This is a genomic window from Kaistia sp. UC242_56, assembly GCF_044452255.1.
Taxonomy (GTDB): domain Bacteria; phylum Pseudomonadota; class Alphaproteobacteria; order Rhizobiales; family Kaistiaceae; genus Kaistia; species Kaistia defluvii_A.
In genome coordinates, this window is sequence record NZ_JBIOAN010000002.1 from 3,691,813 (window position 1) to 3,714,358 (window position 22,546).

At 66.0% G+C, this 22,546-nt stretch carries 18 protein-coding genes and 1 pseudogene; 9 read left to right on the forward strand and 10 right to left on the reverse strand.

The features are described from left to right. Positions 1-109 precede the first annotated feature (109 nt). Positions 110-2,344, forward strand: a pseudogene (locus ACHMWQ_RS20155) (heavy metal translocating P-type ATPase); the annotation flags it as partial. 17 nt (positions 2,345-2,361) lie between these two features. Beyond that, the gene (cueR, locus tag ACHMWQ_RS20160) at positions 2,362-2,805 is read left to right on the forward strand and encodes a Cu(I)-responsive transcriptional regulator (RefSeq protein ID WP_396308824.1); all 444 of its coding nucleotides are present in this window, start codon (positions 2,362-2,364) and stop codon (positions 2,803-2,805) included. 3 nt (positions 2,806-2,808) lie between these two features. Here the strand turns inward: cueR and ACHMWQ_RS20165 are convergent, their stop codons facing one another. Further along, complete coding sequence (locus tag ACHMWQ_RS20165; protein ID WP_396308825.1) at positions 2,809-3,588, reverse strand: phosphatase PAP2 family protein; 780 nt, start codon at positions 3,586-3,588, stop codon at positions 2,809-2,811. A 38-nt stretch (positions 3,589-3,626) separates the two neighbouring features. On the opposite strand from ACHMWQ_RS20165, the gene rfbC reads away from it, so the two are divergent. Next, positions 3,627-4,178 (forward strand): dTDP-4-dehydrorhamnose 3,5-epimerase, encoded by a 552-nt coding sequence (gene rfbC / locus ACHMWQ_RS20170; RefSeq protein WP_396308826.1) that lies wholly within the window; start codon positions 3,627-3,629, stop codon positions 4,176-4,178. A 15-nt stretch (positions 4,179-4,193) separates the two neighbouring features. On the opposite strand, the gene rfbA is transcribed toward rfbC, so the two are convergent. From rfbA to ACHMWQ_RS20210, 8 genes are all read right to left on the reverse strand, one after another. After that, the gene (gene rfbA, locus ACHMWQ_RS20175) at positions 4,194-5,066 is read right to left on the reverse strand and encodes a glucose-1-phosphate thymidylyltransferase RfbA (RefSeq protein WP_396308827.1); all 873 of its coding nucleotides are present in this window, start codon (positions 5,064-5,066) and stop codon (positions 4,194-4,196) included. Beyond that, positions 5,063-5,947, reverse strand: a complete 885-nt coding sequence (rfbD, locus tag ACHMWQ_RS20180) for a dTDP-4-dehydrorhamnose reductase (protein ID WP_396308828.1) — start codon at positions 5,945-5,947, stop codon at positions 5,063-5,065. Before rfbD ends, rfbA begins: the two co-directional genes overlap by 4 nt. Continuing rightward, positions 5,947-7,002, reverse strand: a complete 1,056-nt coding sequence (gene rfbB / locus ACHMWQ_RS20185) for a dTDP-glucose 4,6-dehydratase (RefSeq protein WP_396308829.1) — start codon at positions 7,000-7,002, stop codon at positions 5,947-5,949. The genes rfbD and rfbB overlap by 1 nt, the downstream gene beginning before the upstream one ends. A gap of 89 nt (positions 7,003-7,091) precedes the next feature. Then, positions 7,092-8,087, reverse strand: a complete 996-nt coding sequence (gene iolG, locus ACHMWQ_RS20190) for an inositol 2-dehydrogenase (protein ID WP_396308830.1) — start codon at positions 8,085-8,087, stop codon at positions 7,092-7,094. Between the two features lie 82 nt (positions 8,088-8,169). Further along, positions 8,170-9,288, reverse strand: a complete 1,119-nt coding sequence (locus ACHMWQ_RS20195; protein WP_396308831.1) for a Gfo/Idh/MocA family protein — start codon at positions 9,286-9,288, stop codon at positions 8,170-8,172. Between the two features lie 30 nt (positions 9,289-9,318). Beyond that, on the reverse strand, positions 9,319-10,098 hold the full coding sequence (locus tag ACHMWQ_RS20200) for an ATP-binding cassette domain-containing protein (protein WP_396308832.1): 780 nt from the start codon (positions 10,096-10,098) through the stop codon (positions 9,319-9,321). Continuing rightward, positions 10,098-11,225, reverse strand: coding sequence for an ABC transporter permease (locus ACHMWQ_RS20205; protein WP_396308833.1), 1,128 nt, complete (start codon positions 11,223-11,225; stop codon positions 10,098-10,100). The genes ACHMWQ_RS20200 and ACHMWQ_RS20205 overlap by 1 nt, the downstream gene beginning before the upstream one ends. 158 nt (positions 11,226-11,383) lie before the next feature. Continuing rightward, positions 11,384-12,307, reverse strand: coding sequence for a sugar ABC transporter substrate-binding protein (locus ACHMWQ_RS20210; RefSeq protein ID WP_396308834.1), 924 nt, complete (start codon positions 12,305-12,307; stop codon positions 11,384-11,386). 204 nt (positions 12,308-12,511) lie between these two features. Between ACHMWQ_RS20210 and ACHMWQ_RS20215 the strand changes: the two genes are divergently transcribed. The 6 genes from ACHMWQ_RS20215 (at position 12,512) to iolB (ending at position 21,284) form a co-directional block, all read left to right on the forward strand. Continuing rightward, complete coding sequence (locus ACHMWQ_RS20215) at positions 12,512-13,351, forward strand: MurR/RpiR family transcriptional regulator (RefSeq protein WP_354550513.1); 840 nt, start codon at positions 12,512-12,514, stop codon at positions 13,349-13,351. 129 nt (positions 13,352-13,480) lie between these two features. Continuing rightward, positions 13,481-15,418, forward strand: coding sequence for a 5-dehydro-2-deoxygluconokinase (gene iolC, locus ACHMWQ_RS20220; protein WP_396308835.1), 1,938 nt, complete (start codon positions 13,481-13,483; stop codon positions 15,416-15,418). A 494-nt stretch (positions 15,419-15,912) separates the two neighbouring features. Next, complete coding sequence (gene iolD, locus ACHMWQ_RS20225; RefSeq protein ID WP_396309496.1) at positions 15,913-17,760, forward strand: 3D-(3,5/4)-trihydroxycyclohexane-1,2-dione acylhydrolase (decyclizing); 1,848 nt, start codon at positions 15,913-15,915, stop codon at positions 17,758-17,760. A 451-nt stretch (positions 17,761-18,211) separates the two neighbouring features. Further along, on the forward strand, positions 18,212-19,141 hold the full coding sequence (locus tag ACHMWQ_RS20230; protein ID WP_396306466.1) for an IS110 family transposase: 930 nt from the start codon (positions 18,212-18,214) through the stop codon (positions 19,139-19,141). Positions 19,142-19,405: 264 nt separating this feature from the next. Then, positions 19,406-20,290: a myo-inosose-2 dehydratase gene (iolE, locus tag ACHMWQ_RS20235; protein WP_396308836.1), complete on the forward strand. Its 885-nt coding sequence runs from the start codon at positions 19,406-19,408 to the stop codon at positions 20,288-20,290. A 196-nt stretch (positions 20,291-20,486) separates the two neighbouring features. Then, a complete protein-coding gene (iolB, locus tag ACHMWQ_RS20240) occupies positions 20,487-21,284 on the forward strand; it encodes a 5-deoxy-glucuronate isomerase (RefSeq protein ID WP_396308837.1) in 798 nt (265 codons plus the stop codon). 98 nt (positions 21,285-21,382) lie between these two features. Here the strand turns inward: iolB and ACHMWQ_RS20245 are convergent, their stop codons facing one another. After that, positions 21,383-22,489, reverse strand: a complete 1,107-nt coding sequence (locus tag ACHMWQ_RS20245) for an FUSC family protein (RefSeq protein WP_396308838.1) — start codon at positions 22,487-22,489, stop codon at positions 21,383-21,385. Positions 22,490-22,546 lie beyond the last annotated feature (57 nt).

Genomic DNA, 22,546 nt, shown 5'->3' on the forward strand with positions numbered 1-22,546 from the left:
CTTGACCTTCCAATAGTGGGAAGCTTTACCTATATCGTCATCACGCCAATGAAAGGCCGCCTCGATGACCAGCTTACCCTCCCCGCGCCAGATTCTGGCGGATCAGGAACTCGATCTCGCGATTGAGGGAATGACCTGCGCGTCCTGCGTGGCGCGCGTGGAAAAGGCGCTTTCGAAGGTCCCGGGCGTCTCCCGCGCCAGCGTCAACCTTGCCACCGAGCGCGCCACCATCCTGGCCCCGGCCGGCGCGGTGTCGACCGCCGCGCTGGAAGAGGCGGTGCGCGGCATCGGCTATGACGCGCATGCCATCGCCGCCACCGACGCGCCGGACGACATGTCCGAAAAGCGCGACGCTGAGGCGGCAGCCCTCGCCCGCTCGCTCGCGATCGCCGCCGCCCTCACCCTGCCGATCTTCATCGTCGAAATGGGGTCGCATCTGATCCCGGCGCTGCACCACTGGGTGATGATGACGCTCGGCCCCTGGAACAATTATCTCCAGTTCGCCCTGACCACCCTGGTGCTGTTCGGACCCGGCCTGCGCTTCTTCCGCAAGGGCTTGCCGGCGCTGGCCCGCCTCGCCCCGGACATGAACGCCCTCGTCGCGATCGGCGCCGGCGCCGCCTATCTCTATTCGACCGTCGCCACTTTCCTGCCCGGCTGGCTGCCGGACGGCACCGGCTATGTCTATTTCGAAGCCGCCGCCGTCATCGTCACGCTGGTGCTGTTCGGCCGCACGCTGGAAGCGCGCGCCAAGGGCCGGACGGGCGCGGCGATCCGCAAGCTGGTCAAGCTGCGGCCCAAGACCGCCCGGCTGCTGCGGGATGGCCAGCCGGTCGAGGTCGAACTCGACGCGGTCAAGGTCGGCGACATCCTGCTGGTCCGCCCGGGCGATCAGATCCCCGTCGACGGCATCGTCAGCGACGGTTCGTCCTTCGTCGACGAGGCGATGATCACCGGCGAGCCCGTGCCGGTCGAGAAGTCGGTCGGCGCGGCCGTCGTCGGCGGCACGATCAACAAGACCGGCAGTTTCTCGTTCCGGGCCGAAAAGGTCGGCGCCGACACGGTGCTGGCGCAGATCATCCGCATGGTCGAGAGCGCCCAGGGCGCCAAGCTGCCGATCCAGGCTCTGGTCGACAAGGTCACCCAATGGTTCGTGCCGGCGGTGATGGCGGCCGCCCTCGTCACCTTCCTCGTCTGGCTGATCTTCGGACCCGAGCCCGCCCTCTCCTTCGCGCTGGTCAATGCCGTCGCGGTGCTGATCATCGCCTGCCCCTGCGCCATGGGGTTGGCGACGCCGACCTCGATCATGGTCGCGACCGGAAGGGCTGCCGAGTTCGGCGTGCTGTTCCGCAAGGGCGACGCGCTGCAGACGCTGCGCGACACGTCGATCGTCGCCATCGACAAGACCGGAACGCTAACAGAAGGGCGTCCAGGGTTAACGGACCTGACTGCTGTTAACCCCTCCGAGCGCGATTTCGTGCTGCGGCTGGCGGCGGCCGTCGAAGGCCGGTCGGAGCACCCGATCGGCATCGCGCTGGTCGCGGCGGCGAAGGAATCCAGGCTCGACCTGCCGGCCGTCACCAACTTCGAGGCCGTGCCCGGCTACGGCGTCCGCGCCGAGGCGGATGGCCACGCCGTTGCCGTCGGCGCCGACCGCTTCATGGCCAAGCTCGGGCTCGATGTATCTGGATTCGCTGCCGAATCCACCCGCCTGGGCAACGAGGGCCGGTCGCCGCTCTATGTCGCAATCGACGGAAAGCTCGCCGCCATCCTCGCCATCGCCGATCCGGTGAAGCCGAGTTCCGCCGCCGCCGTGGCAGCGCTGCACAAGCTCGGCCGCCGCGTCGTCATGGTGACGGGCGACAACCGCGCCACCGCCGAGGCGATCGCCCGGAAACTCGGCATCGATGAGGTGCTGGCTGAAGTGTTGCCGGACGGAAAAGTCGAAGCAGTGGAAAGGCTCAAGGCCCGTGGCGCCAAGGTCGCCTTTGTCGGCGACGGCATCAACGACGCCCCCGCCTTGGCAGCCGCCGACGTTGGAATCGCGATCGGCACCGGCACCGACGTCGCCATCGAGAGCGCCGATGTCGTGCTGATGTCCGGCGATGTCGGCGGCGTAGTCAAGGCGATCGGCCTGTCGGAAGCGACGATCCGCAACATCAAGGAAAACCTGTTCTGGGCCTTCGCCTACAACGCCGCCCTGATCCCGATCGCCGCCGGCGCGCTTTATCCGGCCTTCGGTTGGCTGCTGTCGCCGATGCTGGCGGCCGGCGCCATGGCGATGTCGAGCGTCTTCGTGGTCGGCAACGCGCTGCGCCTCAAGCGCTACCGGCCGGCCGAATAGAGAAGGAGATCAATACGATGAACATCGGTGAAGCCGCCGCCGCCTCCGGCGTTTCCGCCAAGATGATCCGCTATTACGAACAGATCGGCCTGATCCCGGCAGCGCTGCGCACCGAGTCCGGCTACCGGGTCTATTCGACCCGGGACGTCGAGACGCTGCGTTTCATCCGCCGGGCCCGCGACCTCGGCTTCTCGGTCGAGGAGATGGGCACGCTGCTGGCCCTTTGGCAGGACAAGGCGCGCGAGAGCGCCGACGTCAAGCGTGTGGCGCTGCAGCATGTCGCCGAGATCGAGAAGCGGATCCATGAACTGGAGGGAATGGCGCGCACGCTGCGCCATCTCGCCGGCCATTGCCATGGCGACGAACGGCCGGATTGCCCCATTCTCGACGATCTCGCCGCCATCTCGGAAACCGGGAAAGCGGCGCCCGCCCGCAAGCCGGCCCTGCGCGGACGAAACTGATCCTCAGCGGCAGACGCCGAGCCACGCGTTGAGTTCGCGGGCGATGCGCTCGATGACCGACTCGGCGCCGAGTTCGACGCCATGCAGCAGCGCCACCACGATCACCGGCGCCACAAGCAGCCAGATCCATTTGAGCCGGACGGGCCGCACGAACAGATCCGGCCGGCTGGCCAGAAACAGCGGCGCGATCAGGCCGATCGCACCGCCCAGGGTTGTCTCGGAGAGGCTATGGGCGCCCAGCACCACGCGGGTGACGGCAATCGCCAGGGCGAGGCCGAAACCACAGAGAAGCGCCAATCCCGCGAGCGCCCGGCTCCGCGCCAGCCGCGCCACCAGCACAGCGAGACCGCCATAGACCGCCATGGATGCGCCGGCATGTCCGCTCGGGCTGCGAAGATCGAGGGCGCCGAGATAACGGCCGCAGGGGATGAAGGCGATCTTGGCGACCAGCACGACGCCCAGCACCAGGGCGACAGAAAACGCCCACCAGAATGCCGCCCGCCTCTGGCCGGAGATGAGCAGGATCCCCGTCACGAGCAGCAGGATCGGCAGGATCACGCCCTGGCCGCCAAAGCTGGTGACGAAAATGGTGAGGGGACGAAGCGACATGCAGGGATCCAGAACGAACAACGGAAGACGCTGCCCCTGCCGGCGCTGCGCCGCGCCAGCCGGCGCGATTCGCCCCGCTTCCTGCGCGTAGGCGTCACCATGGCGGCCGTCAAACGCCCTGTCCATGCGGCGATGCGCCGAGGCGGCTTGCATCCGGGCCGTGATCGCGGTCAAGCTGACGCTCCCATCGGCGAACCGGACCGTTTCTCAGCATGACCACCATCGAACGCTTCGCCATCGAGGGCCCGGCGCTGATCTACCCGAAAGTGCATGGCGACGCACGCGGCACCTTCTTCGAGGCCTTCCGGCAGGATCTCTTCGACCGCGACGTCGCGCCTGGCGTGCGCTTCGTCCAGGACAACCAGTCCTTTTCCCGTCCGGCCGGCACGGTGCGGGGCCTGCATTTCCAGCTCGATCCGCGCGCGCAGGCCAAGCTGGTGCGGGTGCTGCGCGGCTCGATCCTCGACGTGGCGGTCGATATCCGCCCCGCCTCGCCGACCTTCGGGCAGCATGTCGCGGTTACGCTTTCCGCCGAGAACCGGGCGCAACTTTACGTTCCGGTCGGCTTCGCGCATGGCTTCTGCACGCTGGAAGAGGACACGGAGGTCTTCTACAAGGCGTCCGATTATTACAGCCCCGAACACGATCGCGGCCTCGCCTGGAACGATCCGGCGCTCGGCATCCTCTGGCCGGTGGTCGAGACAGACGCGACCCTTTCGGATCGCGATCAGAAGCACCCGCGCCTCGCCGATCTTCAGCCCTAACGCAGAGTCGACGCCTCAGCGGTCGGCCAGTACCATGTTCAGCAGATACTGGCCGTAGGTGCTCTTGCCGAGCGCGACGCCGAGACGTTCCAGCGCGGCGGCGTCGATGAAGCCCATGAGATAGGCGACTTCCTCGGGGCAGCAGATCTTCAGCCCCTGCCGCTTCTCGAAGGTGCGTACGAATTCCGAAGCTTCGATCAGGCTGTCCGGCGTGCCCGTGTCCAGCCAAGCATAGCCGCGCCCCATCTTCTCGACATGCAGCGCACCGCGTTCGAGATAGGCGCTGTTAACGTCGGTGATCTCCAGTTCGCCACGCGCCGAAGGCTTGAGGTCGGAGGCGATATCGACAACCGCCTCGTCATAGAAATAGAGCCCGGTCACCGCCCAGTTCGATTTGGGCTCTTTCGGCTTTTCCTCGATCGAGACGGCCTTCCGGTCGCGGTCGAAGGCGACCACGCCATACCGCTCCGGATCCTGGACGTGGTAGGCGAACACGGTCGCGCCAAGGGTCCGGGCTCGAGCATCCGCCAGCAGTCCCGTCAGTCCATGGCCGAAAAAGATGTTGTCGCCGAGGATCAGCGCCGAGTGCGAGCCGGCAACGAAATCGGCGCCGATGCGATAGGCCTGAGCCAGGCCTTCCGGCGCCGCCTGTTCAGCATAGGAAAGTACGATGCCCCATTGCGAACCGTCGCCGAGCAGGGCCTGGAATTTCGGCAGATCCTGCGGCGTCGAGATGATCAGGATGTCGCGAATGCCGGCCAGCATCAGCGTCGACAGGGGATAGTAGATCATCGGCTTGTCGTAGATCGGCAGCAATTGCTTGCTGGTGACCAGCGTCATCGGATGCAGCCGTGTTCCGGCGCCGCCGGCGAGAACGATACCCTTCATGCCGCGCTCCGATCGGAATCGAGGATGGCGTCGACGGCGACGCCGAGGCTTTGCGGCCAGCCGGGCAAGCGGACGCCGAAGACCTGCTCCGCCCGCGTGCAATCGAGCCGGGAATCGCGCGGCCGCGCCGCCGGGGCGACATAGGCATCGCCCGAGATTTTGCCGAGCGCTGGCACCTTGCGCCTGGCCGCGGAAAGCTGCGCCATGACGCCGGCGGCGAGATCGAACCAGCTTGCCTCGGCGTTGCCGGCAAGGTGGAAGACACCGCCGGACGCCCCCCTCGCCTTCCCCGCGATCGTCAGCAGGCCATCGGCGAGATCGGCAGCAAAGGTCGGATTGCCATAACGGTCCGCGACGATGTCGAGGTTTTCCCGCTCGCCGGCGAGGCGGATCATGGTGCGGACGAAATTGCTGCCATCGGCGCCATAGACCCAGCCGGTGCGGAAGATCAGTGCGTCGGGATTTTCGGCCAGAACCTGGCGTTCGCCCTCGAGCTTGGTGTGGCCATAGACCCCGAGCGGATGGGTCGCGTCCGCCTCGACATAGGGCGAGCCCTTCTCGCCGTCGAAGACGTAGTCGGTCGAGACATGCAGAAACGGCAGGTCGAGCTTACGCGCGCCGGCAGCGAGCTGCGCTGCGCCGTCGCGGTTGATGGCCATGGCGAGATCCGCCTCGCTCTCCGCCCGGTCGACCGCCGTATAGGCGGCCGCGTTGAGGATCAGGTCGGGCGCGAAGCCCTCGATGAGCGCAGCGGCGCTGTCGGGAACTGCCAGATCCAGAACCGGCCGGCCGAAGGTTTCGACAAGATGGCCATGCGCCGCCCCCCGCGCTTTCAAGGCGCGCGCCAGCTGGCCGCTCGAACCGGCGACGAAGATCCGCATCAAGGAGCGCTTTCAAGCAGGCCAAGCCGCTGGCCGCGATAGACGCCGCTGCGGATCGGCTCCCACCAGTCGCGCCGGTCGAGATACCAGTCGACCGTCTTCTCGATGCCGCTGTCGAAGCTCTCCGCCGCCTGCCAGCCCAGTTCCGCCTCGGCCTTGGTCGGGTCGATGGCGTAGCGCTGGTCATGGCCCGGACGGTCGGCGACGAATTCGATCAGTTCGGCGTGCGGCTTGCCCCCGCGCCGCTGGTCGAGGATCGCGCAGATGCTTTGCACCACCTCGAGATTGGCCCGCTCGTTGCGGCCGCCGATGTTGTAGCTCTCGCCCGGGGTGCCACGCGTCAGCGCCAGGAACAGGGCGCGGGCATGGTCCTCGACATGCAGCCAGTCGCGAACGTTCGAGCCATCGCCATAGACGCGGATCGGCGCCCCCTCGATGGCGTTCAGGATGACCAGCGGGATCAACTTTTCCGGGAAATGGTACGGCCCGTAATTGTTCGAGCAGTTGGAGATCAGCGCCGGCAGGCCATAGGTGCGCTGCCAGGCCCGGACAAGATGGTCCGACGCCGCCTTGCTGGCGGAATAGGGCGAGGACGGATCATAGGGCGAAGCCTCATGAAAAAGCCCGTTCGGGCCGAGCGTACCGAAAACCTCGTCGGTCGAGACATGCAGGAAGCGGAACGCCGCCCGCTTCTCGGCGCCGAGCCGGTCCTGATAGGCCCGCACCGCTTCCAGCAGCGTCGCCGTGCCCATGATGTTAGTCTGCAGAAAAGCGTCGGGGCTGCCGATCGAGCGGTCGACATGGCTTTCGGCGGCGAGATGGATCACGCCGTCCGGCTCATACCGGCGGAAGACATCGGCCATCGCCACGGGGTCGCAGATGTCGGCGCGGACGAAAGTGTAGAGCGGGTCGTCGGCGATCGGGGCCAGCGAGGCGAGGTTCGCGGCATAGGTGAGCTTGTCGACATTGACAACGCCGACCCCGAGTTCGCCGACCAGATGCCGGCACAAGGCCGATCCGATGAACCCGGCGCCGCCGGTAACAAGAACGCGCATAGGAAACGTGCCACCCTGTTGGAAGCGCCAAGCCTAGCGCTTCAACATGGCATCGCAAAGGCGTGATCGCCCCGCGAAGGACCGGGGACTCAGATGGAAACTGGGATCGCGCGCTTTTCCCGGACCGATTGCAGCGCCGCGTCGGCCAGCACCAGCGCCTTCCAGCCATCCTCGCCCGACGGCGTCGCCGGGCCGCCATCCTTGACCGCGGCGATGAAGGCGGCGATCTCGTTGCGATAGGCCTCGGTATAGCGGGTCATGAAGAAGTTGAGCAGCGGCTCGCGGCGATAGCCGTCGCCATTGGCGATCTCAACATTGGTGGCGCGCAGATTGTCGGCCCTGACCAGCCCCTTCGAGCCATGCACCTCGATGCGCTGGTCGTAGCCATAGCTGGCGCGGCGCGAATTCGAGATCTGCGCGATGCGGCCGGATTTGGTCGTCAGCACGATAGACGCGCTGTCGAAGTCGCCGAGCTTGCCAATCTCCGGATCGACCAGCACCGAGGCGGAGGCATAGACGCTGGCCGGCTCCTCGCCGAGCAGGAAGCGCGCCATGTCGAAATCATGGATCGTCATGTCGCGGAACAGACCGCCGGAACGGCTGATGTAATCGGCCGGGGGCGGACCGGGATCGCGCGAGGTGATCGAGACCATCTCGACCTTGCCGATGGCGCCTTCGTCGATCTGCCGTCTCACCTCGATGAAGTTCGGATCAAAGCGGCGGTTGAAGCCGACCATGAGCAGCGCCTTCTCCGCCTTGACGACGGCGAGGCATTCCTTGACGCGGGTGACGTCGAGATCGATCGGCTTTTCGCAGAAGATCGCCTTCTTCGCGCGCGCCGCCTGCTCGATCATCGTGGCGTGCAGGTCGGTCGGCGTGGTGATCAGCACGGCGTCGATGTCGGACGCGTTCATGATCGCGTACGCTTCGCGCACGTCCGCACCGGTGGAGGCGGCGAGCGCCTTGGCCGCGTCCGGAAAGGCGTCGGCGACGGCAACCAGCGTCGCGCCGGCATTCGCGGCGATCGCGCCCGCATGCACCTTGCCGATGCGCCCGGCGCCCAGAAGTCCCAGTCTCACGGTCATGTCAAAGTCCTTGAAAGCTCATGCGAAGTAGACGATCTGCCGCGCCGCCTCGGCAAGGGGCGCGGCCTCTAGGGCATTCGGATTATCCAGTCACGTCCACCCAGCCTCGCACCTCATGCGAGCGAGCCATGGCGTGGACGGCGCGTTCGATCTGCAGACCGGTCCCGAATTCGATCAGATGCGCCGGCTCGCCGGCGATCCGGCGCATCAGTTCGCGCGCCTCGATCACCTTGAGATCGTTGAAGCCGAGACCATGGCCGGGCGCCGGGATGAAGCGATCATAGGGCGGATGCGCGGTTCCCGTCAGAATGGTGCGAAAGCCCTGCTCGGCCACGAGGCCGCGCGCCTGGAACAGCTGCAGCTCATTCATGCGCTCCTGATCGTAAAGCAGCGAGCCTTCCGAGCCGAAGATCTGGATGGCGATCCGGCCCTTGCGGCCCCAGGCGGAGCGATTGACCAGCAGGCTGCCGGAAACGCCGCTTTCAAGCCGGAACAGGATGTTGGCGATGTCGTGCGTTTCGACCGCGCGGCTGCCGCCGGACGCGAGCGGCCGTTCGGCATAGGGCTTGGCCATGTCGACGACGACGCTCGTTATCCGTCCAACCAGCACAGAGAGCAGCGACAGCGGATGGACGGCAAAATCGTCGAGCGCGCCATAACCCGACGCCGCCTCGCTCTTCCAGCCGAACGACGCGGCCGCATCGGCCATGAAGTCCTCGTCCATCTCGACACGGACGTGATTGACCGTGCCGATCGCGCCTTGGCCGATCAGCCCGCTCATATGCCGGATGGCCGGGTTCTGGATATAGTTGTAGCCGAGCGCCGCCACCTTGCCCGAGGCTTCCGCCGCCTCCAGCATGGCGAGCGCATCCGCCTCCGACGTCGCCATTGGCTTCTCGCACCAGACATGCTTGCCCGCCTGGAGCGCGGCGATTGTCATCTCGGCATGAAACTGGTTCGGCGTCGTGATCGAGACGACATCGACTTCCGGATCCTCGACCACGGCGCGCCAATCACCGGACGCGCGGGCAAAGCCCAGTTCTGCCGCCTTTTGTGCGGCCAATGCCTCGTTGGCCTCGCCCAGATGCACCAGCCTCGGCCGCGCCACATCGCCGAAGGTCGGCGCGACGGCGTTCCAGGCCAGTGCGTGGCACTTGCCCATGTAGCCGGTGCCGATCAGGCCGATACCGAGGGATTTCATGCTGGTCATTCCCGAGGATGAGAGAGGGTCCTAGACGGAGCCGCCCAGTTCCGAGGAGAGGTCCGCAAGCTCCTTGCCGCCCGCCATCAGGTTCTGCAATTCGTCCGCCGAGATCTCGCCGCGCGTCGCCGTGCCAAGCGTCCTGCCTCGGTTCAGCACCGTGAAGCGATCGCCGACGGCCATGGCATGGCGGACATTATGAGTGATGAAGACGACGCCAAGCCCGCGCTTGCGCACCATGTCGATGTATTTGAGCACCATCGAGGTCTGCCGCACGCCGAGCGCCGAGGTCGGCTCGTCGAGGATCAGGACCTTGGCGCCGAAATAGACGGCCCGCGAGATGGCGACGCACTGACGCTCGCCGCCCGACAAGGTGCCGACAGCCTGGCCGGGATCGCGTACGTCGATGCCGATGCGCTTCATTTCCTCGCGGGTGACCCTGTCGCAAAAACCCATATCCATGAACCGGAACGGCCAGATGCCCTTGACCGGCTCCCGGCCCATGAAAAAGTTCCGCGTCACCGACATCAGCGGGATCATGGCGAGGTCCTGGTAGACCGTGGCGATGCCGGCATCGAGCGCCTGGCGCGGACTGGTGAAATTGACCGGTTCGCCGTTGACGAACATCTCGCCCTTGGTCAGCCGGTGAACGCCCGACATGGTCTTGATGAAGGTCGACTTGCCGGCGCCGTTGTCGCCCAGCAGGCAATGAACCTCGCCCGCCTGGATAGACACCGACACGCCCGCCAGCGCAACGACGGAGCCGAAATGCTTCTCGATATCGCGCATTTCCAGGATAGGTGTCGTCATCACCGCTCTCCCGTCACGCGCTTGCGGATGATGTTGTTGAAGAACACCGCCATCAGAAGCATGCCGCCGAGGAAGACGAGATACCAGTCCTGGTCGATCGAGGTATAGGTGAGCCCGATCAGCACCATGCCGAAGATGATCGCCCCGATCGCGGCGCCGATGACGGAGCCATAACCGCCGGTCAACAGGCACCCGCCAATGACCGCCGCGATGATCGCTTCGAACTCCTTCTGGAAGCCGCGCCGGGCATCGGTCGATCCGGCATCGAGCACGGTCAGGATTGCGACCAGCGCGGCGCAGCAGGCCGTCAGGACGAAGAGCGAAGTCTTGACGCGCCGCGTCGGGACACCAGAGTTTCGCGCCGCGTTCGGATCACCGCCCGAGGCAAAGATCCAGTTGCCATAACGGGTTCGCGCCAGCACCACGGCGGCGATGATCGCCAAGGCGACGAACCAGATGATCTCGACCGGCACGCCCGTGACCTTGGGTTGGCCATTGGGAAACTTGGCGATCCAGTCATGCGCCGCGAGCCAGACGAACAGGCCTTCAAAGGCGTCGCCGGAGAAGAGATTGTAGAAGAAGGCATCGAGCGGGGTATCGGTCGCCGCCTCGCGTACGCCGCGCAGTTGCGTCGCGCCGCCGGTCGCCCATTTGAGGCCGACCAGCGAGAGCCCTCTCAGCACGAACAGGAAGGCCAGCGTGACGATGAAGCTGGGCAGGCCCGTATAGAGAACCAGCTGGCCGTTGAAGAAGCCGAAGGCAGCGGCGCAGGCGAAGGTGATGACGATCGCCACGGGTAGCGGCAAGCCGAAGGTGACGACGCAGGCGGCGAAGATCAGGCCCGCAAAAGCCACCATCGAGCCGACCGACAGATCGAACTCTCCCCCGACCATCAGCAGCGAGGCGCCGATCGCCAGGATGCCGAGCTGGGCTGCCGGCGCCATGAAATTCACGATTCCCGACAATTCGAACATCACCGGATTGGCAATGGCGATGAAGAAGACCGTGACGATGACAAGCCCGAGAACGGCCCCGAGCTCGGGCCGCCGCAGGATGCGGGTAACGACCGAGGCGGGCCGGATGCGTTCGTCTGGGATCAGTTCGGTCGGGCTGCTGCGGTCGGTCATGGTCGCTCCCGCTGGCGCGCACGTCTGCATTCACGCAGATCGCTTGAGAACGCCGGCTCGTTTTCGAAAGGTGTTCATCCGGCACGCCCGAAACCGGGCGGCCAACAAGCTGGATGCGCGCCGGCCCTCGGGCCCGCGCGCATCCAGCCAGATTGCGGCTAGCGAATGCCCTTGGACGAGAGCTCGATGACCTTGGCGGCCGAATCCTTGGTCACCAGATTGGGGCCCGAGGGGACGTCGCCGCCCGGCATCAAACCATATTTGCTATGCAACGCCAGGAAGGCGACCGGCAAATAGCCCTGAAGGAACTGCTGCTGATCGATGGCAAAGGATGCCTTGCCGTCGGCGATGGCCTGCAGGAGACCCGAGGACAGGTCGAAGCTGGCGACATGGACCTTGCCGTCCATGCCGGATTCGCCAACCGCGGCGACAGAGGGCTCTCCCGCGAGCGAGGCGTTCAGCGTCAGGATCGTGTCGATGGCGGTATCGGAGGCAAGCGCCGCCTTCACCTTGGCCTTCACGTCGGCGGGATCGTTCGAGGTCGGCAGGACGGTGACGGCGCCAAAGCCATCCGTGAAGCCCTTGCAACGAACGTCGAGGGAGACATTGCCAACTTCGTGGTTGACGCAAATCCCCTTCTTGCCGCCCATTTCCTTCAGCTTCGCGCCGGCGGCCTTGCCGGCATCATATTCGCTCTGCCCGACATGCAGCAGCGCACCGAGCTTCTTCGAGACATCGGAGCCCGAGTTCATCGAGATGACGGGAATGCCGGCCGCAACGGCCTTCTGGATCGACGGCCCGAGCGCATCCGCATCCGGGATCGAGACGACGAGGCCCTCCGGCTTCTGGTTGACGGCCGCATCGATCAGCTGCGCCATTGCGACCATGTCGAAGGTTTCCGGCGCGCGGTAGTCGACCTTGACGCCCAGATCCTTGCCGGCCTCGGTGACACCGTTCTTGACCACCGACCAGAACGGATCCGACGCCTGGCCGTGGCTGACGACGATGATATCGGCATGCGCAGCGACGGCGGAGACGGCAAGAGCCGTGGCCGCAAGCATTGCCTTCAATTTCATCTTCATGACATTCCTCCCGAGAATGAAAAAATGCGAGAATCCGGCCGTTTTTGCTGCTCTGTGATTTCGCCGCATCGATATTCCGGAATAAATGAACCCTCATATCCGATGCCGGAATATTCATTCCATCAACCCGGATGCGCGTCAAGAGTTGATTTTCGCGCCGAAGTCGGAGAAAGCTGCGCGAATGCGTAGGAAAGAACCGCGATCATGACCCTCGACGACAATGACGCCCTGCCGCCCCGCGATTTCTGGAGCCTGCGCAATCTGATGGTGAGCCGGAAGGAGACGCTGCCGAAGCGCCTCGCCCAGGTCGCCATCTACGCCGTCGCAAATCCCGACGATGTCGCCTTCGGCACCGCGGCGAGCATCGCCGAAAAGGCCGAGGTCCAGCCCTCGACGCTGGTGCGCTTCGCCCAGGCCTTCGGCTATCAGGGCTTTTCCGACCTGCAGGCCGTGTTCCAGGACCGGCTGCGCGACCGCACCTCCAACTACTCCGAACGCCTGTCGTCGCTGCGCTCGCATGTCGCCGGCGACAGCAAGTCGGCCACGCTTTTTGCCGGGTTTTGCAAGGCAGCGGAACGGTCGGTGGGCTCGCTGCGCGAGCGCGTGCAGGTCGAGCAGATCGACGAGGCGGCAGCCCTGCTTGCCCGCGCCGAGACGATCTATCTGATCGGCCAGCGCCGCTCCTTCCCCGTCACCTCCTATATGAGCTACGCCTTCGGCAAGCTCGGCGTGAAGTCCGTGCTGGTGGGCTCGGCCCAGGGCAACGACCCGGAAACGCTCTCCTTCGCCACGCCGCGCGACGCCGCGATCGCGATCTCCTTCACGCCCTATGCCTCGGCGACGCTCAATTACGCGCGCCAGATCAACGAGGGCGGCACGCCGCTGGTGGTCATCACCGACAGCCCGTTCAGCCCGCTGATCCCCAAGATCGGCGTCTGGTTCGAAGTGGTCGAGGCCGACTATGAGGGCTTCCGCTCGCTCTCCGCCTCCATGGCGCTCGCCATGACGCTGACCGTCGCCGTCGCCGAAGCACGTCGCAGTTGACGGTTCGAATATTCCATATTGACGAAATCGCAGAATTTTTGTTTCACTGCCCCGCGTAAGTCAGGGTGCGTCGCGGCCGTTTTCTGGTAACGGCCCGTAACCCCCTCGTTAACCGGGACGGAGATTGCGATGACCCAGGCTCGTGGGGGCGACACGCCGGCCCGACCGCTCGACGTGATCACCATCGGGCGATCCTCGGTCGACCTCTACGGCCAGCAGATCTTCTCCCGCCTCGAGGACATCACCTCCTTCGCCAAGTCGGTCGGCGGCTGCCCGTCCAACATCGCGATCGGCACGGCCCGGCTCGGTCTGAAGTCGGCGGTCATCACCCGCGTCGGCGACGAACAGATGGGCCGCTTCATCCGCGAGCAGATGGTGCGCGAGGGCGTGGCGACCGACGGCATCGCCACCGATCCCGACCGGCTGACGGCGCTGGTGCTGCTCGCCGTCGAGGATGAGGGCGTCTCGCCGATGATCTTCTACCGCACCGATTGCGCCGACATGGCGCTGTCGGAGGCGGATATCGACGAGGCGTTCATCGCCTCGGCGGAAGCGATCGTCGTTACCGGCACGCATTTCTCGCGCGAGAACAGCGACAAGGCGCAGCGCAAGGCGATCCGGATCGCCAAGGCGCATGGCGGCAAGGTCGTGTTCGACATCGACTACCGCCCCAATCTCTGGGGCCTCGCCGGCCATGGCGACGGCTTCGCCCGCTATGTGAAATCCGACCGCGTGTCGAAGCAGCTGAAGTCGATCCTGCGGGATTGCGACCTGATCGTCGGCACCGAGGAGGAAATCCGCATCGCGTCCGGCGCCGACGATGTACTTGGCGCGCTGAAAACAATCCGGGCACTGTCCGAGGCCACCATCGTGCTGAAGCGCGGCGCCATGGGCTGCATCGTCTATGAGGGCGCGATCCCCGATGATCTCGAGCAGGGCATCGTCGGCAAGGGCTTTCCGATAGAGGTCTATAACGTGCTGGGCGCGGGTGATGCCTTCATGTCCGGCTTCCTGCGCGGCTGGCTGAAAGGCGAAGCGCTGGAAACCGCCGCCACCTGGGCCAATGCCTGCGGCGCCTTCGCCGTGTCGCGGCTGCTCTGCTCGCCGGAATATCCGACCTGGGCCGAGCTTTCCTGGTTCCTCGAACATGGCAGTTCGCACCGCGCTTTGCGCAAGGACGCGGCGCTCAACCATCTGCACTGGGCCACCACGCGCCGCGAGCAGCCGGAAACGCTGATGGCGCTGGCGATCGACCATCGCTCGCAGTTGGAAGCCGTCGCCGACAAACTCAATGTGCCGCGGGAAAAAATCGAGGGCATCAAGGCACTGGCGGTCGAAGCGGCGGCGCGTGTCGCGAAGGGGCGGGCCGGCTTCGGCATGCTGCTCGATTCCACCTATGGCCAGAAGGCGTTTCCGCGCGCCGCCGAACAGGGCTTCTGGATCGGCCGGCCGGTCGAGAAGCCCGGCTCGCGCCCGCTCGACTTCGACCATATGCCCGATCTCGGCAGCCACCTGGCCGAATGGCCGATCGGCCACACGATCAAGTGCCTCTGCTTCTATCATCCTGACGACAGCGCCGAGCTGAAGGCGCGGCAAGAGCGCGAATTGCTGCGCGTCGCCGACGCGGCGCGGACCGTGGGCCGGGAGCTTCTGATCGAGATCATCGCCGGCAAGCATGGCGCTCTGACCGAGACCACCGTGTCGTCGATCCTCGCCCGGCTCTACGAGCTCGGCATCAAGCCGGACTGGTGGAAGCTGGAGCCGCAGACAAGCCCGGCCGCGTGGCGCGCCATCGAACAGGTGATCGCGGCCAACGATCCGCTCTGCCGGGGCATCGTCCTGCTCGGACTGGAAGCACCGGAAAGCGAGCTGGTCGCCGCCTTCCGCATCGCCGCCGCGACGCCTCTGGTCAAGGGTTTTGCCGTCGGCCGGACGATCTTCGCGGAAGCCGCGGAAGGCTGGCTTTCCGGCCGCATCGACGACGAGGCGGCGGTGGCCGACATGGCGACCCGCTTCGGCAAGCTGGTTGCGGCCTGGGAATCGACGCGGCAGCCGGAGGTGGCGTGAGATTCTTTTGTGGGGTGGGGGCCGCCAGGGTTTCCCCCACTCGGTCGTCATCCCCGCGAAGGCGGGGAGCCGGCAGCCTCGGCGTCTGAAGTGAGGACAAGAATGAAAGAATGGATCCCTGCTTTCGCAGGTATGACGGAAGGATGGAAAAGCGGGCGGAGCTGACTGACGAGGGTGGACGAGAAGCACTCAACACCCTCCGTCGTCATCCCTGCGAAAGCAGGGATCCATCCATCAGCGGCCTCGGGCGTCTCGCGTGGCGGCCAACCCCGCTGAATGGATCCCGGGTCTTCGCCCGGGATGACGACGAGGGTGGGAATGCGGGCGGTGCGATGCGGGCGCGAGGGAAGATCTTCCCCTCTCCCATGGGGAGAGGTGAAGAAGGCGAGGCTCCGTCTCTCGCGGCGGCAGCCGTGACAGACTAGCTTGAAGAACAAGGGAGACCGTCCCAGACGACCGGGGCGGAGCGCGACAAAAATGGGCGAGGAAACAGCCTGATGACAACCATCCGTCTCACCATGGCGCAGGCGCTGACGCGTTATCTCGCCAACCAGAAGACCATCATCGACGGCAAGACCGTGCCGATCTTCGCCGGCGTCTGGGCGATCTTCGGCCATGGCAATGTCGCCGCGATCGGCGAGGCGCTCTATCAGCATCGCGACGAGCTGCCGACCTTCCGCGCCCATAACGAGCAGGCGATGGCGCATGCCGCGATCGCCTATGCCAAGGCGAGCTTCCGCCGCCGCATGATGGCGGTGACCAGCTCGATCGGCCCCGGCGCCACCAACCTGGTGACCGCCTGCGCCATGGCGCATGTGAACCGCCTGCCCGTCCTGTTCCTGCCCGGCGACATCTTCGCCAACCGCCGGCCCGACCCCGTGCTGCAGCAGGTCGAGGATTTCGCCGACGGCACCGTCTCGGTCAATGACGTGTTCCGGCCGATCTCGCGCTATTTCGACCGCATCACGCGGCCCGAGCAGATCCTGGCCGCCCTGCCCCGCGCCATGGCGGTGCTGACCGACCCAGCCGATTGCGGGCCGGTGACGCTGTCGCTCTGCCAGGACGTGCAGGCGGAAGCCTATGATTATCCGGAAGCCTTCTTTGACGAGAAAGTCTGGACGCAGCGCCGGCCACGACCTTCCGACGACGAACTGGCCGCCGCGGTCGCGGCGCTGCGCACGGCGCGGAAGCCGCTGATCATCTCCGGCGGCGGCGTGCTCTATTCCGGCGCGACAGAGACGCTCGCCAACTTCGCCGAAGCACACGGCATTCCCGTCGCCGAGACGCAGGCGGGCAAATCCTCGCTGCCAGCCGACCATCCCCTCAACATGGGCTCGATCGGCGTCACGGGCACCTCCGCCGCCAACGCGCTGGCCCGAGAGGCCGACGTCATCCTGGCGGTCGGCACCAGGCTGCAGGATTTCACCACCGGCTCCTGGTCGCTGTTCCAGAACGGCAAGACGATCATCGGCCTCAACACGCAGGTGTTCGACGCGACCAAGCATCGGGCGCTGCCGCTGGTCGCCGACGCGCAAGCGGGCCTTCGCGAGATCGGATTGCAGCTCGAAGCGCTGAGCGCCCCGGAAGACTGGACCGACCGCGCACGAGAGGAGCGCACCCTCTGGTTCCGCGCGGCCGACAAGGCGACCGCCGCGACCAATGCAGCGCTTCCCTCCGATGGCCAGGTGATCGGCGCGGTGCAGCGGGCGCTCGGATCCGGCGCGACGGTGGTCTGCGCGGCCGGCGGCCTGCCGGGAGAGTTGCACAAGCTCTGGCAGGCGGGCGCGCCCGGCTCCTACCATCTCGAATATGGCTATTCGACCATGGGCTACGAGATCGCCGGCGGGCTCGGCGTCAAGATGGCGAAGCCGCACCAGGAAGTCGTCGTCATGGTCGGCGACGGCTCCTATCTGATGATGAATTCCGAGATCGCCACCTCGGTCATGCTGGGGCTGCGGCTCACCATCGTCGTGCTCGACAATGCCGGCTATGGCTGCATCAACCGGCTGCAGATGGCCACCGGCGGCGCCAACTTCAACAATCTGCTCAAGGACGCACGGCACGACGTCTTGCCCACGATCGATTTCGCGGCGCATGCGGCGAGCCTTGGCGCGATCGCGACCAAGGTCGCCTCGATCGCAGAACTGGAAGCGGGACTCGCCGCCGCGGTGACGAACGACCGCACGACAGTGCTGGTCATCGACACCGACCCGCTGGTGACGACCGAGGAAGGCGGCAACTGGTGGGACGTCGCCGTGCCGGAAGTGAGCCCACGCCCGGAGGTGAACGCGGCGCGCAAGGAATACGAAAAGGCGATGCAGGCGCAGCGGGTGGTGGATTGAGGCCCTGCCCGTCCGTCCCCTGCTCCGGCGTCATCCCCGCGAAGGCGGGGATCCATTCAACTTCCCAAGGCAGTCGGCTGAATGGATCCCGGGTCGAGCCCGGGATAACGGCGAGTGTGTTGAGCTTCGGTCGAGGCAAGAGTTGAAGCCGAAAGTGTTGCGGGATGATCGGAGACGGTCCGGGATGACGGGAGCGTAGGCAAAATGGAACAACACCCTCGGCCGTCATCCCTGCGAAAGCAGGGATCCATCCACCCGCCAGCGCCCGGCGGAGACATGGATCCCTGTGTGTTGAAGCTGTGCGATGATGGGGTGGCGGACGAGAGATCGTTGGATCCCTGGTCTTCGAGACCGTGAGCCGGCCCGGTCCTCGTCCGCCTGCTTCGATACCCAAGCCTGAACAGTTGATCGAGGCCGTGGTGACGGACCTCGCAGCACAGGGATAGGCATCATGAAGATACACCCTGGCTTTGTCGGTTGCGACATCTCCAAAGCCCATCTGGATCTGTTCGACGGCGCCGTGGGCGTGGCCGAACGCATCGCCAATCAAGCCGAGGCGATCGCGCAAAGGCTCGAACCTTGGCGGCATGGCGATATCCTCGTCGTGTTCGAGGCGACCGGTCCGTACGACCGGGTCCTCGCTCAGGCCCTGACAGAGGCCGGCATCGCTTTCGTTCGCGTCAATCCGGCCCGGGCGCGTGACTTCGCCCGCGCCACCGGCGTTCTCGCCAAGACCGACCGGATCGATGCGCGCATGCTCGCCGCCATGGCCCAGACGCTTCGTCCCGCGCCCCGCCAGCCGCGCTCCCCGGAGCGCAACCGTCTGGCGGAGTTGCACAAGCGTCGCGACCAGCTCGTCGCCATGCGCAAGCAGGAACGCACCCGACGGCAGGGATGCAGCGACGAGATCGCCGACGACATCCGCGAGACCCTGGCCTGGCTCGACATCCGCATCGCGGCGCTGGAGCGCACCATTCAGGCCTGCATCAAGGCCTCGGCCGATCTCGCCGGTGCTGAGGCGCGGCTGCGCTCAATCCCCGGCGTCGGCCCCGTCGCCAGCGCCACGCTGATCGCCCTGCTGCCCGAACTCGGCCAGCGCTCTCCCAAGACCATCGCCGCGCTGGCTGGCCTGGCACCCTACAATGTCGACAGTGGTCAGTTCCGCGGCAGTCGCCGCATCCACGGCGGACGACGGCGCGTCCGCGAGGCCCTCTACATGGCAGCCGTCTGCGCCGCCCGGATCGAGCAACGCTTCGCAGACGCCTACCGACGCATGATCAACGCCGGAAAGCCACCCAAGGTCGCCCTCATCGCTATCGCCAGAAAGATCCTAGTCATCGCCAACGCCATGCTCCGACAACACCTCTCATTCAACCCGTGACCACACAGTTGCCGGGTCGCGCTTCGCTTGCCCGGGATGACGGGCGGAGGGAAGCTTGAATGGAATGAACGAGAACCCTTCCCTCACCTCTCCCTGAGAGAGAGGTCGGAGAAGCCGTAAACCCTCACCCGCCGCACGGCGTGCGTCGACCTCTCCCTAAGGGAGAGGTGAAGTCAAAAGCAAAGCCCCTAGCCTCTCCCGCGCGCGGGAGAGGGAACGCCAACCCAAACCGATACCGCCGACAAACCAACGAGGAAGCACCCCATGATCCGCATCGGCGCCAATCCGATCTGCTGGTCCAACGACGACAAGCAGGGCATCGGCGGCGACATCTCGCTCGAGCAATGCCTGTCCGAAGCGAAAGCCATCGGCATCGAGGGCATGGAGCTGGGCCACAAGTTTCCGCGCGACGCGGAGACGCTGCGGCCGATCCTGGCCGGCCATGGCCTCGACCTCGTCGGCGGCTGGTATTCGACCTTCCTGATCGAGCGCGACGCCGAGGAAGAGTGGAAGCAGGCCCGCGCTCATATCGACCTGTTGAAGGCGTTCGGCTGCAAGGTGTTCATCGCGGCGGAATGCACCCGCACCATCCATGGCGCGCAATCCGCGCCGCTTTCGACGCGGCCGCTGATGAGCGAGGTCGAATGGGGCCGCTTCACCACGCGGCTGACCGAGTTCGCCGACTATCTTTCCCGCGAGGGCCTGACGCTGGTCTATCACCACCACATGGGCACGGTGATCCAGACCGAGGCCGAGATCGACCGGCTGATGGAGGCGACGGGACCGGCGGTCAAGCTGCTGCTCGATACCGGCCACATCACCTGGGCGGGCGGCGACCCGGCCCGGCTGGCGCGGCACTATCGCGACCGCATCGCCCATGTCCACACCAAGGACGTCCGCCCGGACGTGGCGAAGCAGGCGGCCGCCGGCGACTGGTCGTTCCTCGATAGCGTGCTGGCCGGCGTCTATACCGTGCCGGGCGATGGCGCGATCGACTATGTCGCCGTGTTCCGGGAGATCCCGGACTATGCCGGCTGGATCGTGATCGAGGCCGAACAGGACCCCGTCAAGGCGCCACCGGCGCGCTATGTGAAGATGGGATTCGACAATCTCAACCGGTTTATCGATGCTGCGGGATTGAAGCGGTAAAGGGACTTTGCACCACGCGGTTCTTCACCTCTCCCTGAGGGAGAGGTCGACGCACGCAGTGCGGCGGGTGAGGGTTTACGGCCTCACCGGGCAAGTTCCCTAAACCCTCACCCGGAGCTTCGCTCCGACCTCTCCCTTAGGGAGAGGTGAAGTGGAGTTTCGGCCCAAGCCTGTGTTGCAATCCAGGGAGACCTTCATGGCAGATCTTCTCGTCAAGCCGATCGGCAGCAAGGGCCAGACCATCCACGTCACGCCGCAATCGGCGGGATGGTCGCATGTCGGCTTTGATCTCTACCAGCTTGCGCCGGGCGAGATGGCGCAGGCCAACACCAATGACCGCGAGGTCTGCCTGGTGCTGGTTTCCGGCAAGGCGCGCATCATCATCGAGGATGTCGATTTCAACATTCTGGGCGAGCGGATGTCGCCCTTCGACGGCAAGCCGGACTCAGTCTACGTGCCGGCCGATCATGACTGGATGGTGACGGCGACGACGCCGGTGACGCTCGCCGTCTGCTCGGCGCCGTCGACCGGCGGCAACCTGCCGCCGCGCCATATCCGGCCCGACAAGGTCACGCAGGAGACGCGGGGCACCGGCACCAACACGCGCTACGTCACCAACATCCTGCCCGAGACGGCGGCGGCGGATTCGCTGCTGGTCGTCGAGGTGATCACGCCCGGCGGCCACACCTCGAGCTATCCGCCGCACAAGCATGACACCGACAACCTGCCGGCGGAATCGCAGCTCGAGGAAACCTATTACCACCGCCTCAACCCGCCGCAGGGCTTCGCCTTCCAGCGCGTCTATACCGACGACCGCACGCTCGACGAGACGATGCTGGTCGAGGACGGCGTGGTGACGCTGGTGCCCAGGGGATATCACCCCTGCGCCACCATCCATGGCTACGATCTCTATTATCTCAACGTCATGGCCGGGCCGAAGCGGACGTGGAAGTTCCACAACGATCCCGAGCATGAGTGGCTGCTGAAGCGCTAGAGCGTTTACGAGCGAAGTGGGTACCGGTTCGCGTAAAGAAAACGCGACCCAACAAGGAGTTGGAGCGTTGCGCCGTTTCAGAGAAACGGTGAAATGCGCTAGCCGTCGGTGGCCGGCGGCTCGGCGCCCCGCTGCGCCCGCCGATCCCACGCCTCGACGCAGACCGCCGTCGCCAGCGCCAGCAGCCCGCCGATCACGGTGGCGATGATGCGATGCTCGACCACCTGGATCTCCGGCAGGCCGGCCAGCGCCACCAGGAAGGCGACGCAGGCCGTGACGCAGGCGACAAAGGCGGCATAGCCGGAGCGCTGCATCGAATAGGCGACGCCGGCGAGCAGCACCACCAGCACGGCCAGCAGGCTGTCGTCGGGCCGTAGCAGCGCTGCGATCAGCGTGGCGATGCCGGCGCCGGCGACCGTGCCGCAGATGCGGAAGACGACGCGCTCGACCGTCTTGTCGGATTGCGGCTTCAGGATGATCAGCGCCGTCACCGGGATCCAGTAGCCGTTCGGGATCTGCGTCGTCTTGGTGAGCAAGGTGGTCGCTACCGCCAGGATCGCCGTGGCGATCGCGATCCGCAGCGTGTCGGAATGTCCTGTCAGGCGGCGGCCCATCACGGCGAACAGGTCCTGCCAGTGATCGGAGCCGTCATGCTCGCGAATAACAGCCGACTTGCCGGCCAGCACCCAGACCAGCGTCACCAGCGCGATCTGCAGCAGGCCGCCGCTGAAGATCAGCCCCGCGCGCCCCAGCGCGCCCTGGATGTCGGAGGGATAGGCGTCGGCGACGAAGAAGGCGATCGCCCATTGCAGCGTGATCCACCAGGCGGCCGGGCCGGCGGCGTTGGCGCCGCCGCAAAGCGCGCCGAACATGGCGGAGAACAGGATCATCAGCGGCAGGTAGCTGCCGGAAAACGACCCGACACAGGCGGCCACGCTCATGCCCGCCATGGCGAGGATCATCGGCGCGGCGCGCACGGCCGTGAAGCGCTGATAGGCGCCGAAGCCGACCGAGAAGGCGCCGCTGGCCGCGACCAGGCCGAAATCCGGCCGCCCGAACACGATGCCGGCCGCGAGGCAGATGGCGATCGCCGGCATGCAGGCAATGACGGTTTCCGGCCGGATGTCGCCGCGCCGGAACGCGAACATTTCCTGGCTGTAGCGCCGCACGGGGATCCGGGCACGAAGAAGGCGATGGATTGGCACGCGGCTCACCCGCTGAGAGAGTTTCGGGAAGCGACCCCCGGGGCGGGATCGTGCCTG

Coding starts and splice junctions, on each gene's coding strand:
- ACHMWQ_RS20200 (WP_396308832.1), bottom strand. CDS start 10,098: ATGACGACACCTATCCTGGAAATGCGCGATATCGAGAAGCATTTCGGC.
- ACHMWQ_RS20215 (WP_354550513.1), top strand. CDS start 12,512: ATGACCCTCGACGACAATGACGCCCTGCCGCCCCGCGATTTCTGGAGC.
- rfbC (WP_396308826.1), top strand. CDS start 3,627: ATGACCACCATCGAACGCTTCGCCATCGAGGGCCCGGCGCTGATCTAC.
- ACHMWQ_RS20205 (WP_396308833.1), bottom strand. CDS start 11,225: ATGACCGACCGCAGCAGCCCGACCGAACTGATCCCAGACGAACGCATC.
- ACHMWQ_RS20195 (WP_396308831.1), bottom strand. CDS start 9,288: ATGAAATCCCTCGGTATCGGCCTGATCGGCACCGGCTACATGGGCAAG.
- iolB (WP_396308837.1), top strand. CDS start 20,487: ATGGCAGATCTTCTCGTCAAGCCGATCGGCAGCAAGGGCCAGACCATC.
- cueR (WP_396308824.1), top strand. CDS start 2,362: ATGAACATCGGTGAAGCCGCCGCCGCCTCCGGCGTTTCCGCCAAGATG.
- ACHMWQ_RS20230 (WP_396306466.1), top strand. CDS start 18,212: ATGAAGATACACCCTGGCTTTGTCGGTTGCGACATCTCCAAAGCCCAT.
- iolG (WP_396308830.1), bottom strand. CDS start 8,087: ATGACCGTGAGACTGGGACTTCTGGGCGCCGGGCGCATCGGCAAGGTG.
- rfbB (WP_396308829.1), bottom strand. CDS start 7,002: ATGCGCGTTCTTGTTACCGGCGGCGCCGGGTTCATCGGATCGGCCTTG.
- iolE (WP_396308836.1), top strand. CDS start 19,406: ATGATCCGCATCGGCGCCAATCCGATCTGCTGGTCCAACGACGACAAG.
- ACHMWQ_RS20210 (WP_396308834.1), bottom strand. CDS start 12,307: ATGAAGATGAAATTGAAGGCAATGCTTGCGGCCACGGCTCTTGCCGTC.
- rfbD (WP_396308828.1), bottom strand. CDS start 5,947: ATGCGGATCTTCGTCGCCGGTTCGAGCGGCCAGCTGGCGCGCGCCTTG.
- rfbA (WP_396308827.1), bottom strand. CDS start 5,066: ATGAAGGGTATCGTTCTCGCCGGCGGCGCCGGAACACGGCTGCATCCG.
- iolC (WP_396308835.1), top strand. CDS start 13,481: ATGACCCAGGCTCGTGGGGGCGACACGCCGGCCCGACCGCTCGACGTG.